The 16,890-nt window shown below is 67.6% G+C and carries 14 protein-coding genes; 6 read left to right on the top strand and 8 right to left on the bottom strand.

The annotated features are described in order from the left end of the window. Positions 1–1,317, bottom strand: coding sequence for an efflux RND transporter periplasmic adaptor subunit (locus AC0KVN_RS09830; protein ID WP_435566799.1), 1,317 nt, complete (start codon positions 1,315–1,317; stop codon positions 1–3). A 52-nt stretch (positions 1,318–1,369) separates the two neighbouring features. Further along, on the bottom strand, positions 1,370–1,570 hold the full coding sequence (locus AC0KVN_RS09825) for a hypothetical protein (RefSeq protein ID WP_435566798.1): 201 nt from the start codon (positions 1,568–1,570) through the stop codon (positions 1,370–1,372). 183 nt (positions 1,571–1,753) lie between these two features. Here AC0KVN_RS09825 and AC0KVN_RS09820 point away from each other — a divergent pair, with 183 nt between their 5' ends. Both AC0KVN_RS09820 and AC0KVN_RS09815 read left to right on the top strand, forming a co-directional pair. Further along, positions 1,754–3,163, top strand: coding sequence for a sigma-54-dependent transcriptional regulator (locus AC0KVN_RS09820; protein WP_435566797.1), 1,410 nt, complete (start codon positions 1,754–1,756; stop codon positions 3,161–3,163). Next, entirely contained in the window at positions 3,153–4,493 is a 1,341-nt protein-coding gene (locus AC0KVN_RS09815; protein WP_004208060.1) for a sensor histidine kinase, read from the top strand. The genes AC0KVN_RS09820 and AC0KVN_RS09815 overlap by 11 nt, the downstream gene beginning before the upstream one ends. Positions 4,494–4,511: 18 nt before the next feature. Here the strand turns inward: AC0KVN_RS09815 and AC0KVN_RS09810 are convergent, their stop codons facing one another. Beyond that, positions 4,512–5,558, bottom strand: a complete 1,047-nt coding sequence (locus AC0KVN_RS09810) for an NADP(H)-dependent aldo-keto reductase (RefSeq protein ID WP_010335553.1) — start codon at positions 5,556–5,558, stop codon at positions 4,512–4,514. A gap of 201 nt (positions 5,559–5,759) precedes the next feature. Between AC0KVN_RS09810 and AC0KVN_RS09805 the strand changes: the two genes are divergently transcribed. Both AC0KVN_RS09805 and AC0KVN_RS09800 read left to right on the top strand, forming a co-directional pair. After that, positions 5,760–6,410, top strand: a complete 651-nt coding sequence (locus AC0KVN_RS09805) for a DedA family protein (protein WP_004208058.1) — start codon at positions 5,760–5,762, stop codon at positions 6,408–6,410. A gap of 117 nt (positions 6,411–6,527) precedes the next feature. Continuing rightward, entirely contained in the window at positions 6,528–7,181 is a 654-nt protein-coding gene (locus tag AC0KVN_RS09800; protein ID WP_185703952.1) for a TerC family protein, read from the top strand. Between the two features lie 21 nt (positions 7,182–7,202). On the opposite strand, the gene AC0KVN_RS09795 is transcribed toward AC0KVN_RS09800, so the two are convergent. The 4 genes from AC0KVN_RS09795 to AC0KVN_RS09780 are packed head-to-tail and all read right to left on the bottom strand — an operon-like array spanning position 7,203 to position 12,153. After that, positions 7,203–8,246 (bottom strand): AbrB family transcriptional regulator, encoded by a 1,044-nt coding sequence (locus tag AC0KVN_RS09795; protein WP_017501375.1) that lies wholly within the window; start codon positions 8,244–8,246, stop codon positions 7,203–7,205. A 4-nt stretch (positions 8,247–8,250) separates the two neighbouring features. Further along, entirely contained in the window at positions 8,251–9,552 is a 1,302-nt protein-coding gene (locus AC0KVN_RS09790; protein WP_004208055.1) for a CitMHS family transporter, read from the bottom strand. Between the two features lie 34 nt (positions 9,553–9,586). Beyond that, positions 9,587–11,077: an OprO/OprP family phosphate-selective porin gene (locus AC0KVN_RS09785; protein WP_435566796.1), complete on the bottom strand. Its 1,491-nt coding sequence runs from the start codon at positions 11,075–11,077 to the stop codon at positions 9,587–9,589. A gap of 2 nt (positions 11,078–11,079) precedes the next feature. Next, the gene (locus AC0KVN_RS09780) at positions 11,080–12,153 is read right to left on the bottom strand and encodes an ABC transporter substrate-binding protein (protein ID WP_435566795.1); all 1,074 of its coding nucleotides are present in this window, start codon (positions 12,151–12,153) and stop codon (positions 11,080–11,082) included. Between the two features lie 106 nt (positions 12,154–12,259). Here AC0KVN_RS09780 and AC0KVN_RS09775 point away from each other — a divergent pair, with 106 nt between their 5' ends. Further along, positions 12,260–12,913 (top strand): response regulator, encoded by a 654-nt coding sequence (locus AC0KVN_RS09775; protein WP_004208051.1) that lies wholly within the window; start codon positions 12,260–12,262, stop codon positions 12,911–12,913. After that, positions 12,903–14,315: a sensor histidine kinase gene (locus AC0KVN_RS09770; protein ID WP_435566794.1), complete on the top strand. Its 1,413-nt coding sequence runs from the start codon at positions 12,903–12,905 to the stop codon at positions 14,313–14,315. The genes AC0KVN_RS09775 and AC0KVN_RS09770 overlap by 11 nt, the downstream gene beginning before the upstream one ends. Positions 14,316–14,408: 93 nt before the next feature. Here AC0KVN_RS09770 and AC0KVN_RS09765 read toward each other — a convergent pair whose 3' ends face one another. Next, positions 14,409–16,445, bottom strand: a complete 2,037-nt coding sequence (locus AC0KVN_RS09765) for a tetratricopeptide repeat-containing sulfotransferase family protein (protein WP_483656089.1) — start codon at positions 16,443–16,445, stop codon at positions 14,409–14,411. Positions 16,446–16,890: the final 445 nt, after the last annotated feature.

The following is a 16,890-nucleotide window of genomic DNA, read 5'->3' as shown; positions in this document are numbered from 1 at the left end:
TCACTTCTTTTCGAGGATCAGCCGATCCTTGTCGGCAAACCCGGTATAGGGGGATGTGAGCACCTGCTCGCCGGGCTCCAGCCCGTCGAGGATCTCGATATAGTCGGCGTTGCGCCGGCCGAGGCGCACGGCGCGCTTCACCGCCTCGCCGCCGTCGGGCGTCACCACGAACACCCAGGCACCGCCGGTGTCATTGTAGAAGCTGCCATTGGGGATGAGGCGCGCGCGGACCGGATCGCCCAGGGTCAGCTTGGCCTGGAGCGTCTGGCCGCGCTGGATCTGGGGCGGTTCGCCGTCGAGGAATTGCAGGTCGATCTCGAACTGGCCGTTGCGCACGGTCGGATAGATTTTCGCGACCTTCATCCGATAGCTCTTGCCGTTCCAGTCGACCGTCGCGGTCTGGCCGAGCTGGACGCGGGGCAGATAGAATTCGTCGATCCCGGCGACCAGCTTGTTGCGGCCGGGGCTGTCGATCTGGCCCAGCCGCTCGCCGCGCGCCATCGACTGGCCGACCTGGATCGAGAAGGCGGAGACGGTGCCGGCGACCGGCGCGCGCAGATTGAGCGCCTCCAGGCTGGCGCGGGCGACGCCGAGGCTCGACTGAAGCGTTTCGGCCGAGGCGCGCAACTGGGCGAGCTGGCTGGTCTGGAGCCGCTCGTCGGTCTGCTGGGTATGGGCGAGGACGGCCCGCCGGTCGCGCTGATAGGCAAGGTCGTCGCGCGTGTCGGCAAAGGTCCGGCCGGCGACGAAGCCGCGCGCGGCCAGCGGCGCTTCCCGCTCATATTGGCGCTGCGCCTTCTTGAGGTCGAGATCGGCCTCCAGCATGGCGCGGTTGTTGGTGAGCCGGTTCTGCGACAGCGCCAGTTCCTGGCTGCGCATGGAATTGAGCTGCTGTGTCACTTCGGTCTGGCGGGCGAGGACCGACAGTTGCAGCTCGGCGTTGGACAGGCGGGCGAGCAACTGGCCCTTCTGGACGGTGGCGCCATCCTCGACCAGCACCTCTTCGACCCGGCCGCCCTCGATCGCGTCGAGATAGACGGTGATGAGCGGGGTGACGCGGGCGCGCAGCGGCAGGAAATCGTCGAACCGGCCCTGGCTGACGGTGGAGACGACGATGCGGTCGGCCGGCAGGGTCTGGCTGTTGCTGCTGGGCATATAATACCAGGCGGTGCCGAGCAGCGCGATCACTCCAGCGGCACCCAGTGCGACCTTGGCGCGCAGCGGCAGGGTCTTGCGCGCCACCACCCGGTCCATCGCGCCGCCGCTGGTGGGCGAGGCGGCCCGCGGCGTTTCGCTCGGCATGCTGACGACGCTCATGCGCGGCGGCTCCACTGTCCGATTTCGAACATTGCTTGTCCGATACCGAACATCAGGCGAGGAAGGGCTTGCAGCCGGTGCCGGCGCGGGCGGGGCAGCGGAGATGCCCGGCCTCGGCCGCCATATGGCGCGGTGCTTCGCAGCCGAACGGCCGGGAAGCGGCCTGCGGCGCGGCCATCACCAGCAGGGTAGCGGCGATGCCGAGCAGGATCGAAAGCGGTTTTGACAGCGAGGGGCCGGGCCGGCGATACATTGTCAGTCTCCATCTGGACTTGGGGCACATGCCCTTTGCCCGATGCTTCGCAAGCGGCGTGCCAGTTGCCTTTTTGCGGGCATGTGCGGGACGGGATGCGGGCCGCGACGGGTCTGGCACGGATATTGATTGCACGGTTCCGGACAGGCGCTGTACGGGAGCGAACGGATGACAGAGGGGCGGATGACACAGGAGAAGCCATTCGAGCTGTGCGTCGTCATCGATGATGATGACGACATATTGCTGGCCGCGCGCCTGTTGCTGCGCGCGATCTTTGGCGAGGTGCTGACCTTTCGCGACCCCGAATCCGCCTTTGCCGCGACCGCCGGCCTGACCCCCGAAGCGTTCCTGCTCGACGCCAATTTCTCGCGCGGGGCAACCAATGCGGCGGAAGGGTTCGAATGGCTCGGCCGTTTCCTGGCGCGCGATCCGCAGGCGGTGATCGTGATGATTACCGCCCATGCCGGGGTGCAGGTCGCGATCGAGGCGATGAAGCGCGGTGCGACCGATTTCGTGACCAAGCCCTGGTCGAACGAGCGGCTGCTGGCGACGGTGCGCACGGCCGCAGCGCTGCGCGCGTCGCGCAAGGCAGTGGCGCAGAAGGACAAGGTGGCGATGATCGCGGCCGCGCCGGCGGGCGAAACGCCGCTGCTCGGCACGTCACCGGCGATGGCGCGGGTGCAGCAACTGATCGACCGTGCCGCGCCGACCGACGCCAATGTGCTGATCCTGGGCGAGAATGGCACGGGCAAGGAACTGGTCGCGCGCGAATTGCATCGCCGATCACGCCGGGCCGAGCGGATCATGCTGCCGGTCGACCTGGGCGCGGTGGCCGAGAGCGTGATCGATTCAGAGTTGTTCGGGCATGTGAAGGGCGCCTTCACCGATGCGCGGACCGACCGGATCGGGCGGTTGCAGGCGGCCGATGGCGGCACCTTGTTCCTGGACGAGATCGGCAATCTGCCGCTGCACCTGCAGCCCAAGCTGCTGACCGCACTGGAGCAGCGCAAGGTGACGCCGGTGGGCGCCAACAAGCCGGTGCCGGTGGACATCAGGGTGATCGCCGCGACGAACCTGAGCGCCGGGCAGATCGCGGACGAGGGGCGGTTCCGCCAGGATCTGCTGTTCCGCCTGAATACGGTCGAGATAGTGCTGCCGCCGCTGCGCGAGCGGCGCGAGGATATTCCCGCGCTGGTCGCCCATTATCATGCGCTCTATGCCCGCAAATATGCCCGGCCGGTGCATCCGATCGCGCCCGAGCTGATGGCGGCGCTGGTCGCCTATGACTGGCCGGGCAATGTCCGCGCGCTGCGCCATGCGATCGAGCGGGCGGTGATCCTGGCCGGGGACGCACCCTTTGGCATCGAGGATATCCCGCTGCGCAGCCATGGCAGTTCGGAGCCGGTCCGGATCGACCGCGCCGCCGTGGTGGAAGCGCCGCCACCACCCGACGACATGAATCTGGAACGGGTCGAGCGGCGGCTGGTCGAGACCGCGCTGATGAAGCATGGCTATAATATATCCAGCGCCGCCGCCGAGCTGGGCCTGACCCGCGCCTCCCTCTATCGCCGCATGGAAAAACATGGGCTTTGATCGACGCTTCTCGATCGGCCTGGCGCTGCGGCTCGTCATGGCGATGGCGTGCCTGGCGGCGCTCGCCTGGGCGCTGATGACGCCGGACCTGGGCGCCGTGCGCATCCTGTGCGCGATCGGCGCGGCGGTCAGCGCTATGGCGCTATGGCATCATGTGCGCCGCGCCAATTTCGAGCTGGCCCGCTTTGTCGAGGCGATCGAGTTCGGCGACCTGCAGGCGCGCTTCGCCCGGCCGGGATCGGACAGCGGCTTCGATCAGCTGGGCGCGGCGCTCGATCGCGGCATCCGCAAGCTGCGCGACGATCGGGTGCGCTTGCAAGAGGCGTCGCGCTTCTACGAGGCGCTGGCCGATGATGCGCCCGCCGCGCTGCTGACGATCGCGCCCGATGGCCGGATCGAGCCGGTGAACAAGGCGGCGCGCAAGCTGTTCAACCGCCATGCCGGGGTGCGGCCGGACGATTATGCCCCCTATGGCGGTCATTTTGCCGCGACGCTGACCGCGCTGGAGCCGGGGCGCAGCCAGACCATGTTGATCGAGACCGATATCGGGCCGCAGCGCGTGCTGATCCGCTGCGCCAGCCTGACCCGGCTGGGCGGGGCGACGCGGGTGATTGCGGTGCAGGTGATCCAGCAGGCATTGAACGCGGTCGAGGTGGCGGCGCAGAGCGACCTTATCCGCGTGCTGACGCATGAGATCATGAATTCGATGACGCCGGTGACATCGCTCGCCCGCACCGCGTCGGACCTGATGGCGCAGGCGGACGATGGCGGCGATCCGCTGATCGCCGATGCCCGTGCTGCCGTCGATACGCTGGCCCGGCGCGCCGACGGGGTGATGCATTTCGTCGAAACCTATCGCACCATCACGCGCCCGCCGCTGGTCGACCGCCGCCTGTTCGCGGCGCGGCCCTTTGCCGACGAACTGGCAAAGCTGTTCGCGGCCGATGCCGATCGCGCGAGCGTGCATCTGGAGGTGCGGGTCAGCCCGGCGGACCATCGCATCGATGCCGATCCCGACCTGTTGGCGCAGGTGGTCATCAACCTGCTGCGCAATGCGGCGGATGCGGCCGAATGCCATCGCGACCGGCCGGAAGTGTCGCTGAGCATCGCCGCGATCAGCGCCGGGCGCACCCGGATCGAGGTGGCGGACAATGGCCCCGGCGTGCCCGAGGCGCTGCGCCACGACATCTTCCTGCCCTTCTTCACCACGAAGAAGACCGGCAGCGGGATCGGCCTGAGCCTCGGGCGGCAGGTGCTGCTGGCACATGACGGCACGATCGAGATCGACAGCGCGCCGTCCGGCGGCGCGCTGTTCCGGCTGACGTTGTAGCGCGGCGGCCGGCCCCGATCAGGGGCAGGGATCGGGCAGGTCGCGATGGACCGCCTCGATCGCGGCGATGGCGTCGGCGCTGAGCGTCAGGTTGACGCTGTCGATGTCGGCCCTGAGCTGGTCCAGCGAGGTCGCGCCGATGATCGTCGCAGTGACGAACGGGCGGCTGTTGACATAGGCGAGCGCGAGCTGTGCGGGATCAAGGCCATGGGCATGGGCGATCGCGACATAGCGGGCGGCGGCCGGGGCCTGGCCGGGCAGGTCGTAGCGGACGAACTGGCGCGCCACGTCGCGGCGGGTGCCGGGCGCGATCACCCCGCCCAGATATTTGCCGGTCAGATTGCCGCCGGCGAGCGGCGAATAGGCGAGCAGGCCGACATCTTCACGCAGGGCAAATTCGGACAGGCCGATTTCGAACACGCGGTTGAGCAGATTATAGGCGTTCTGGATCGACGCGATGCGGGGCAGGCCCTGGTCCCGCGCCAGGCGCAGATATTCGCTGACGCCCCAGGGGGTTTCGTTCGACACGCCGACATGGCGGATCTTGCCCGCCTTCACCAGATCGGCAAGGGCATCGAGCGTTTCCTCGATCGGGACGGTGTCGGGCCGGTCGGCCAGGGCGGACAGGCCGCGCACGCCGAAGGAGGGGACCGGCCGGTCGGGCCAGTGGACCTGATAGAGATCGATATAGTCGGTCTGCAACCGGCGCAGGCTGTCGTCGATCGCCTGTTCGATGTTCCGGCGATCGAGCCGGTCCGCGGTGCGGATGCCGCGCGAGGGATCGCGGGCGGGGCCGGCCACCTTGGTCGCCAGGATGATGTCGTCGCGCTTCTTCCGCCCGGCGATCCAGCTGCCGATATAGGCTTCGGTCAGGCCCTGGGTCTCGCGGCTGACCGGGGTGACCGGATACATTTCGGCGGTGTCGATGAAATTGACGCCCTGGCCGATCGCATAGTCGAGCTGGGCGTGCGCTTCGGCTTCGCTGTTCTGCGATCCCCAGGTCATGGTGCCAAGGCAGATCAGGCTGACCCAGAGGTCAGTGCGACCGAGCGTGCGATATTCCATATGTCATGGCCCTTTCGTGGCAAGCGACTGGTTTCTAGCCGTTTGTCGGGAAATGCAAAGCCATGGCGGGATCGGTTGAGAAACTATCATTGACAGCATCCGTCCGGCCGCAGACAGGAAACAGCTCGTCCATCGGTTAACCAAAGGCTCATCGGATCGCCCTAGGTTGCGACTCCTTCCCTGTTGGTGCGTTGATCGAGCATGTCTGACCTGTCTGATCTCATCCTGGACATGATTACCCGCTATGGCTGGTGGAGCGGGCCGATCATCGGCGTGCTGGCCTTTTTCGAATCGCTGGTGGTGATCGGGCTGTTCGTGCCGGCGATCGCCACGATGATCGCGGTCGGCGGGCTGATCGGGGCGGGGCTGGTCGATCCGGCGCCGGTGTTCGCCTGCGCCGTGTTCGGCGCGATCCTGGGCGACTGGGTATCCTATACGCTGGGGCGGTCGGTCGGGCCGGCCATCTATCGCCATCGCTGGCTGCGCGGGCATCGGCTGGCCTTTGCGCGGGCGCGGCTCTTCTTTCGCCGCTATGGCTTCATCTCGGTGCTGCTCGGCCGCTTCCTGGGGCCGGTCCGCTCGACCGTGCCGGTGGTCGCGGGCGTGGTGAAGATGCCGCATGGCCCGTTCCAGATCGCCAATATCCTGTCCGCCCTGCTGTGGGTGCCGGCGCTGCTGTTGCCCGGCTATCTGGCTGGCGGCCGGCTGACCCATTTCGATTTCGAGGCGGAGCATTTCGCGATGATGGCGCTGGGCCTGTGCCTGGTGCCGCTGCTGCTGGGGTGGCTGGCGATCCGTTTCTTCAACAAGCCGCGCCAGCGGCATCGCACCATGTCTGCACAACGCGGCTGAAAGGTTGATGACAGGCTGCTTCGCTAATCGGCGGCGGCCCAATTCACACCCAATAGGCTGTTCGCTGCGGCGGTGATGTTCTTCACGTCGTTGCCTTGCGGGACGGCGAGAGGATTTATGAACGACATCTGGACTCACATAGTCGCCGATTTTTCCAATCTTGGCTCTCCATCCGCGCTGGCGGCCTTTGGCCAGGTGGTGCTGATCGACATCATGCTGGCGGCGGACAATGCGATCGTCGTCGGCGCGCTGGCGGCCGGCCTGCCACCCGCATCGCGGCGCAAGGTGATCGCGATCGGCGTGATCGCCGCGCTGGTGCTGCGCATCGCCTTTGCCCTGCTGGTGACGCAGCTGATGCAGCTTGTCGGCCTGGTCTTTGCCGGCGGCCTGCTGCTGGTCTGGGTCGGCTGGAAGATGTGGCGCGAACTGCGCGCGCATGGCGAACCGGAAGATGCCGAGCATATGGCCGGCAAGGCGGCGCCCAAGGGCTTTGCCCAGGCGGCCTGGGCGGTCGCGATCGCCGATGTCAGCATGAGCCTGGACAATGTGCTGGCGGTGGCCGGCGCGGCGCGGGAGCATCCCGGCATCCTGGTGATCGGACTTGTCCTGTCGGTGGCGCTGATGGGCGTGGCGGCGAACCTGCTGGCCCGCGTGATCGAACGCTATCGCGCGATCGCCTATTTCGGCCTGATCGTGATCCTCTATGTCGCCGGCAAGATGATCTATGAAGGGGCGATCGACCCGGCCACGGGCCTCATCACCTTGTTCTGATAAAAAGAATGGCGGGGCCGGTCAGTCGGCCCCGTTCTTCCGCCCCATGGAGGCAAAGCCGAGCGGCGCGCCGATCAGCACCAGGATGACGCGGGTCAGATGGTGGATGACGACGACGCCAGGCTCCAGCGCCAGGCTGAGCGCGACCATGCTCATTTCGGCGAGGCCGCCTGGCGAATAAGCGAGCGTCAGCAGCACCGGATCGACCCCGGCAAGCGTGCCGATCCCCGCCGCCCAGGCAAAGGTGACGGCCAGCAGGATCGCCGTCGACCCCGCCGCCAGCGCCAGGATGCGCAGCAATTCCTTCAATGTCAGGCCGACGAAGCGGCAGCCCATGGTGGCGCCAAGGCCGACCTGTGCCGCGGCCAGCGCCCAGCCGGGAATGCGGAAATCGGCGAGGCCGCTCATATGCACGGCGGCGCTGACCGCCAGCGGCCCGACCAGATGCCAGGCGGGCAGGCGCAGCAGCCGGCCGATCAGCAGGCCCAGCAGCGCGCAGCCCAGCCCCCAGAAGAGCAGCGACCAGCTGGCGACATCGCCGGTCACCGGGGTGATGGCGCTGGCCGCGACCGGCGCATGGTCGAGCCGGATCAGGAAGGGCAGGATGAAGACGACGAGGAAGATGCGCGCGCCATGGATCAGGCCGATGGCGCGTTCGTCGGCGCCGCGTTCGGCGCCCATCACCACCATTTCGGCAATGCCGCCGGGCATGCCGGCGAAATAGGCGGTGGCAGGGTCGAACTTCGCGACCTTGCGGAAATAGGTGACGCACAGCAGCGCGGCGGTGGCGAGGAAGAAGGGCAGGGCGGCGAGCGGGATGATCCAGTCGCGCGCCTGCGGCAACAGGTGTGGGCCAAAGCTGCTGCCCAGCACCACGCCGATCACCGCCGCCATCGGGCGGCGGGTGGCGGCGGAGGCCTGAATCGGCAAACCGGCGACGCTGGCGACCGCGCAGGCCGCCATCGATCCGAGCACCCAGGGCAGTGGCGCATGGATCGACCAGAAAAGCGCGCCGCCGGCCGCCCCGACGGCAAGCGCCGCCAGGAAGCGGAGAAGTGTATCCAATCCCCTAGGCGACAAAGGGGAAGGCCAGGGCGATCATGCCGACCAGGGTCATGACGATGCCGACCGCGGCGGCGGGCAGCAGGGTGAAGCGCTGATGATCGGCCAGGTCCACGCCCGCCAGGCTGACCAGCAGATAGGTGGAGGGGACCAGCGGGCTGAGCAGATGGACCGGCTGGCCCATCAGCGAGGCGCGGGCGATCGCCATCGGTTCGACGCCATAATGGGCGCCGGCTTCGGCGAGGATCGGCAGCATGCCGAAATAGAAGGCATCGTTGGAGATGAAGAAGGTGAAGGGCATGGAGAGCAGGGCGGTGATCGGCGCCATATAGGGGCCGAGCGCGGGCGGGATGACGCCGACGACTTCCTTGCTCATCGCCTCCACCATGCCGGTGCCGCCGAGGATGCCGGTGAAGATGCCGGCGGCGAAGATCAGCGACACGACCGAGAGGACATTGCCGGCATGGGCGGCGATCCGTTCCTTCTGCTGGGCGACGCCGGGATAGTTGACGATCATCGCGATGGCGAAGGCGATCATCATCAGCACCGAGAGCGGCAGCACGCCCCACACCAGCAGGACGAGCAGCGCCACCACCAGCAGGCCGTTGAACCAGCGCAGATGCGGCCGGCGCGCTTCGGGATATTGCGAGACGCCCAGGTCCGACGGGGCGACCGACTGGCGCGCCTGCACCTTGCCGAGGCGCCGGCGTTCCTTGATGCCGAACCAGAAGGCGAGGCCGAGCAGGAAGGCGAGGCCGGCGATCATGCCGGGGATGAGCGGCAGGAACAGGGTGGCCGGGTCCAGCTTCAGCGCGCTGGCGGCGCGGGCGGTCGGCCCGCCCCACGGGGTCAGGTTCATGATCCCGCTCGTCACCATCAGCAGGCAGACGAGATAGAGCCGGTTCATGTCGAACCTCTTGTAGAGGGGAAGCAGCGCGGCGATGGTGATGATGTAGGTGGTCGACCCGTCGCCGTCGAGGCTGACGATCGAGCAGAGCACCACCGTGCCCAGCAGGATCAGCAGCGGATCGCCATGCACGATCTTCACCAGCCGGGCGACCAGCGGGTCGAACAGGCCGGTGTCGGTCATGGTCGAGAAGAAGAGGATGGCGAACAGCAGCATGACGCCGGTCGGCGCCAGATTCTTGATGCCGTCGATCATCATGTCGCCAAGGCCGGCGGCCTGACCGGCGATCACGCCGAACAGCGAGGGGATGACGATCAGCGCGACCAGCGGCGTCATCCGCTTGGTCATGATCAGCGTCATGAAGGTGGCGACCATCAGGAAGCCGAGCAGGGCAAGATTCATCGCTGCGTCCTTGAGGGGGCTGGAGGAAGGAGGATCAGAAGGTCACGCCGACACGGGCGCTGACGGTCTGGCCGTCATCGCCGCCCGTGTAGGTGCCGGCGCGGTTGTTGGTGTGCCACTGGATGCCGTTGAGCTGGATCCGGGTGAAGCTGTTGAGATACCAGTTGACGCCCAGCGTCGCGGCCCAGCCGTCGCCGCCCAGCACGAGGTCGGTATAATCGAGATTTTCGTAGCGGGCGGTCAGCTCGATCGCGCCGAGGCCGCCGTCGAGCACGGGGTCGAGCACATTGGGCTGGCCGAAGCTGCCGAGGCGCGGGTTGTAGGGCGGCAGTTCTCCGGTCAGGAACAGGCCGCTCGACAGGCTCCAGGCCTTGCTTTCGAAGCTGGGGCGTCCGCCGTCGAGGCGTGCGATGCGGCGGCCGGCCTCACCCATCACCCAAAGGCCGCCGACATAGCCGCCCAGTTCCGCGCCATAGCCGGTGGTCGAGCGGCCACCGAGCAGTTCGCCGGTGGTGACGCGGACCGCGCCGTTGAAGCGGCCGCCGATGACGGTGCTGCGGGTCAGCGTGGTCGCGGCGGACGACAGGGCTTCGTCGAAGAACCAGCCGCCGACATGGAGCAGCGAGCGATCGGTCTTGATTGGGTTCCAGTGCGCACGGCCGCTGAAGGTACGGCTGTCATTGGTCGCCTGTTCGCCATCGACGCGGTCGCCGGTCACGCTGAGCGAGGCATGCCAGTTGGGGCCGAACATGCGGCCCATGATGCCGATGCCGTAGAAGCCGCGCTGCGGGATGATGGCGGTCGACACCACGCCGCGTTCCAGGAAGGGGGTGGAGTCCGAACCGGTGCTGCCTTCGAAGGCGCGGTCGTTGAACAGGTGCCCCGCGCGCACGTCATAATCGACCTTGCTGCTGATCTTGTTGCGATAGCCCAGGAAGGCGGTGACGATGTCGACCTCATTCTCCGAAAAATCGCTTTCGAACTGGTAGAAGAAATGCGGACCGACGCCGCCTTCCAGACCCAGGCGCAGCGCGCGCATGCCGGTCGTCGTGGTGTTGCGGCCGCCATATTTCGACCCCATGGTCGAGCTGACGTCGACCAGGATGCGGCCGCGCGGCTTGTAGGTGAAGACGCCGTCGGCCGAGCGGAAGACGGGCAGGCCCGCGCCCCATTCGGTGGTGACGCCGGACGGATTGGCGGCGACCGCGCGGGCCTGGGCCACGTCGATATCGGCCGGGCCGGGGGGCACGATCTGCGGCGCGAAGGGGGCGATGACCAGCGGCGGGGCCGTGTCCTGCTGCGCCATTTGCGGCGCGGGCTGCGCAGCGGCGGGGGGCGTCGCGGCCTGGGCGGCGGCCTGTTGCCCCTCGATCTTGTCGAGCCGGGCCTTGAGCGCGGCGATCTCGGCCGCCTGGGCCTTCACCAGTGCGGCCAGGTCATCGGCGCTGGGCGCCTGGGCGAGGGCGGGCGTGGCGACGATCAGTGCCAGCGCGGCGCAACCGCCGCGCAACATCAGATGGGACATGCTTATCGGGCTCCGGAAATAAGGGCCGCCTGCCATTCGCGCAGGAAGCGCTGGCGCGTGAGGCGGTCGAGATTGACGAGAAGCTGCGGGCCGACGCGGATCGAGCGGGCCTGGGCAGCGGGCAGGCGGCGGCCGTTGATGTCGGTCCGCACCGGCCAGAGGCTATGTTGCGCGAGCAGCGATTGCCCTTCGCGCGAGAGGAGGAAGTCGAGGAACAGTTTTGCCGCGGCGGGGTGCCGCGCCTCGCGCGCGATGAAGGCGATGCGCGACATCACGATGGTATAATCTTCGGGAAAGACGACGCCGATGCGCGGGTCGCGGCGGGCGCGTTCCTGCGCGTAGGAGCCGATCACATTATAGGCGATCGAGAATTTGCCCTCGGCCACGCCGCGCAGCATCGGTTCGGTGGTGATGTGCAGTTGCGGTCGGGTCGCGGCCATCGCCTCGACCAGCGAACCGGTGTCGCGGGTGATGGCATAATCCTGCGTCAGATAGAGATAGCCGGTGTTCGAGCGGGCGGGATCGAAGGTCGCGACCTTGCCGGTCAGGGTCTTGCGATCCTTGCGCAGCATCGCCTCCAGCGCGGCATGGCTGCGCGGCGGATTGGCAATCGCCTTCTTGTTGTAGACATAGGCGATCGGCTCTGCGGTGACGCCAAAGCCCATATTCTTCCACACCGCGTTGGCGGGCAGGGCGGGCTTTTCGGGGCTGGCATAGGCCTGGGCAAAGCCGTCGTTGATGAGCTTGACCTGCTGGTCCATCGCCGACGACCAGACCAGGTCGGCCGACATCCGGCCGCTGCGCGCCTCGGTCGAGAAGCGGCGGAACATCTCGTTCGACCCGAGGTCGGAATAGCTGACGGTGACGCCGGGATAGCGGCGCTGGAACGCCAGGATGACCGGTGCCATTTCCGACGTGTCGGCATTGGCATAGACGATGACCTGCCGTTCGGCACGGGCATCGCCGATCAGATCGTCATAGGAACGCGGATAGCCGGTTGGCCTTTGCGCTACCGCTGTCGCGCTGGTGACGGACAGGCTTGCCAGCGCCGCCACTATCTGAATAACCCTTCGCATCGACCCTGCTCCTCACATGTTCCGTTCTTCTGTCGGATTGGGAGAGGCAGTTACGAAGCCAAGCTGTCATCAACCTTTCAGCATCGGGTGCCCTATTCGGATTTTGATGATCGAGGATGACGCCGCACTGGCGCGCAGCATTGCAGCCCTGCTGCGGGCGGGCGGCCATGCGGTGGACCATGTCGCGACCGGCGAGGATGCGCTGGCGGTGGTGGGCGGGGAACCCTATGCGCTGGTGATACTGGACGTGGGCCTGCCCGATATCGACGGCTTCACCGTCTTGGCGGAATTGCGCCGGCGCGGCGAGAAAGTGCCTGTGCTGATGCTGACTGCGCGCGATGCGCTGGACGACCGGGTGCGGGGGCTGGACCTGGGCGCCGACGATTATCTGCGCAAGCCCTTCGAACCGCAGGAACTGGAGGCGCGGGTGCGGGCGCTGGGGCGGCGGCGGGGCGGCGATCCGACCCCGGAAATCACGGTCGGGCCGCTGACCATCAATCGATCGACCGGCGCCGCCGATGTCGCCGGACGGGCGCTGGACCTGCGCCGGCGCGAGCTGGCGGTGCTCGAGTCGCTGGCGACCAGGGCCGGACAGGTGGTGCCGCGCGAATTGCTGATCGGCGAGGTGTTCGGCTTTGACGAGCCGGTCGGCAGCAATGCGATCGAGGTGCATGTGACCCGGCTGCGCGGCAAGCTGGCGCCTGACGGGCCGGGCATCCGCACGGTGCGCGGCGTGGGCTATATGCTCGATGCCCAATGAGGGACGGCCATCAGGCGAGGGGCGGGCCATTGCCCTGCGCACCCGCCTGCTGGCGGCGATGCTGGGACCGATGCTGGGCGCGGCGGCGATCATCGGCGTGGGCGGCGCGACGCTGATTTCCGACGTCGTCCGCCGGACCAACGACCGGGTGCTGGGCGGCGCGCTGGGCGCGATCGCCGAAACCGTGCAGGTGGAGCGGGGCGAGGTGACGCTGGACCTGCCGCCCGCCGCTTTCGGCATGCTGGAGAATAGCGAGCGGGACAATGTCTATTACCGGATCGCGGTGGGTGGCACGCTGCTGACCGGCTATGCCGATCTGCCCGCTCCTGATCCCCGGACCATGCCGGTCGATCAGCCGCGGTTCCGCTTTGCCCGGTATCGCGGGCAGGACATCCGCATCGGCGAGGTGAAGCGCAGCCTGCCGCGGATCGCCGACCCGGTGATCGTGCAGGTGGCCGAGACGCTGGATAACCGGCGGGCGCTGATGCACCGGCTGATGATCGCGCTGCTGATCGGCGAACTGACGCTGGTGGGGGTGGCGATCCTGCTGCTGCGGCCGGCGCTGGGCTGGAGCCTGCGGCCGTTGCTGCGGCTGCGGCGCGCGGTCGAGGTGCGCGATGGCGGCGCGCGGCCGGATTTCTCGGCACTCGAAGCGGGGCCGTTGCCGAGCGAATTGCGGCCATTGGCGCGGGCGTTCAACCGGCTGCTGCGCCAGCTGGACCAGGCCACGGGGGGCGTGCGCCGTTTCACCGCCGATGCATCGCACCAGATGCGCACGCCGATTTCGGTGCTGAAGGTGCAGATTGAGCTGGCGCGCCGGGGATCGCGCGAGGCGTTCGATGAAATTGCCGATGCGGCGCAGCGGCTGGAGCGGCTGGTGACGCAGTTGCTGGCGCTGGCGCGGGCCGAGGAGGCGGGCGCATCGCCGCCGCTGGAGACGGTGGACCTGAAGGAAGTGAGCGCGGTGGTGGTCAACCGGCTGATCAACCAGGCGATCCAGGCGCAGGTCGAACTCAATCTGGAAGCGTCGGACGCGGAAAGCTATCGCGTCGAGGCGCATCGCACGCTGGTGTTCGAGATATTGGCCAATCTGGTCGACAATGGCATCCGCTATAACCGGTCCGGCGGCACGGTGACGATCGCGCTGGCGCAGGGCGAGGACGCGACCCTGATGACGGTCAGCGACGACGGCCCCGGCATTGCGGTGGAGCATCGCGACAAGGTGTTCGAACGCTTCTTTCGCGTGGGCGGCGCCAGCGCGCCGGAGGGGACGGGGCTGGGCCTTGCCATCGTCCAGTCCGCCGCGTCGCGCATGGGCGCGCAGGTGGAGATTGTCGAGGGCGGCGCGGGCACGCATATCCGCGTGCGCTTTCCGCGACGGGGGGAGGATGGCGCGGTTTAGCGCGCTTCTGCCCACTTGTGCGCAGGCCGCCGCTTCGCGGAGCACCCACCGCCGGCTCCTCCCTGGAAGGGAGGGGATGAAAGGCGCGCATGATCAGCGCGGCGGCAGGTCGGGATAGCTTTGCGCGATCGGCCCGAGCGCGTCGGCCAGCGGGGTCAGCCAGGGTTCGAATCGCCGCCAATGATCGACCCCGCCGGTGTAGATGGGCTGGCGCACCTGTTCGGAACTGGCGGTGCGCACCGCCCGGTCGGTCTGCCAGAAGGACAGGCAGGCCGCCTCGAAATCGAGGCCGAGATAGGCGAGCAGCCGGTCGACCTCGCCGAGCGTGTCGGCGACCATCTGTTCGTAGATGACGCGGTGGACCCGGCCCGGCGCGGCCGCGTCATAGGCGGCCATCAGCGCGACATAGTCGCGATAATAAAGGCCTATGTCGGTGAGGTCATAGGTGAAGGCCTGGCCGCGGGCAAAATGCTGTTTCCAGCCGGAAAAGCAGCAGCCCATCGGATGGCGCCGCGCGTCGATGATGCTGGCATTGGGCAGGATCAGCTTGATGAGGCCGACATGCTGCCAGTTGTTGGGCATCTTGTCGATGAAGCGCGGCTTGCCGCTCTGGCGGTGGACGCGGGTCTGTTCGACATATTCCTCGCCCAGACGCCGGCGGTCGGCCGGGGTCAGCGACGCCGCCATGGCCGCGAAATCGGCAAATTCGCCATCGTCCACCCGCGATTGCAGGCGGCTGGCGATCATCATCATCTCGGGCAGTTCCATCGTGCCTTCGACCTGGCTGTGGCTGGCGAGGATCTGTTCCACCAATGTCGATCCCGCGCGCGGCAGGCCGACGATGAAGATCGGGTCGGGCGCGGGGCAGCCACCATCGCCCATGGTGGCGATGAAGGGCGCGCTGAAGGTCGTGGCGGTGGCCGCGACTTCGGCGGAAAATTCGCCGGCATCATGGCGGATCATCGCGCGGCGCAGCCGGTTGCCGGCGTCATAATGGCGGAAGGCGGCTTCGTCCGCCTTGCGGTCCTCCTGCGCCTTGCCGAGCGAGAAATGGAGGTGGAAGACATCCTCGCCCTCCGTCTGGCCATCGCGGGCCAGGGTTTCGAGCGCTTTCTCCATCGTGGCGATGTCGGCAGCGTCGAGCTTCACGGTCTTGAGGTTGGCGAGGCTCCACCAGGCTTCGCCCATGGTCGGGCGATGATGGACCGCCTGGCGATAGGCATGGACCGCGTCGGCCTGTCGCCCCAGCGTCTTGAGCGCATGACCCAGATTTTGCCAGACCTGCGGTTGGTCGGGCCGATCGGCCAGCAGGTTTTCATAGATGGCGCGCGCGGCGTCCTGATCGCCCAGCCGCACCAGCACCGATGCGCGGATCAGGTCATAGCCCGGATTATGGATCGGCGAGCGGGCAAGGGTTTCGGCATGGGCCAGCGCTTCGCTCAGGCGGTTGTTCTGCAATAGCAGGCGGATGAGGAAATCGCGGGCGAGGTCGAAGCCGGGTGCCAGCACGACGGCGCGCTCGACATGAGCCAGGGCCGCATTCATGTCGCCGCGCCGCCATTGCACCTCACCCATGAGGCGGGTGCCGGCGGGATCGTCGGCCAGGCGGTCTGCGCGCGCCGACAGCAGCGTGGCCGCGTCGTCCAGTCGCCCCTCGTTCATCGCCATTGCCGCTGCCAGCAGGTCACGATCGCGCGAGGCGGCATGGACGCCCGACAGGTCGGCGCGCCAGGCGTCGCTGTCCCGCCCACTCGCGCGGAGCAGCCCGGCCAGCAGGAACCAGCCGCCGGGGACGCCGGGTTGCTGGCGGGTCAGGCTTTCGAGCGCGCCGATCGCCTGGCGCTGGTCGCCGGCTTCCTGCGCGGCCTGGGCCAGTTCCCACAATATCGCGGGGACATTGGGATGCTGGCGGGCAAGGGGGGCGAGCCGGGCCAGTGCGGCCTTGGGCTTGCCGAGGCGGCGCAGCGCCTGGCCGATCAGCAGTTCGGCGGGGGGCAGGCGTCCGGCCCGGCGCAGGATCGCCTCGGCCTGCGCCAATGCCGCATCGGGGCGGGCGTCGAGCTGGGCGGCAGCGTCTGCCAGCGCCGTCTGGATGCTGTCGGTTGCCGGTACGGCGGACGCGTTCCCCATAGCCCCTCATATTTGTGCGACTGCTCAAAATCTTATGTCGGCTGCAGGCAGGCGTCGAGTCAGCTTGTCGTAAAAGTTTCAAAAAGTCGCCGAACAGCCGCTTGACAGGGCGTGTCCGATCGGCAGTATCGAATTTAGGACAGTTGTTCTGATTGCTGCAAAAGCGAACTGTCCGGGGATTATGGAACAGATAAACAGCGTGGCCAGCGTCTGGCGGCGATCCTGAAAGAGTCTCTCTTTCGGGCGGGGCATCCTTCGCCCTGTCGGCCGCCGGTGCGCGAGGCCGTGCGAACGCGTCAGGGAAGGAGACCCGGAGCACCGGGCGAATTTCGCAGGAGAGGACGAGTCGCAACGCGTATCAGGGGGTATTCGTATGGCCATTCGTCTCCGCTCGCGAAGAGTGCGCACGTTCTGCGCGCTTGGCACGAGCACGTTCCTTACACCG

This window comes from Sphingobium sp. SG1, assembly GCF_057063145.1.
This window is presented reverse-complemented; position numbering and strand designations above follow the sequence as displayed.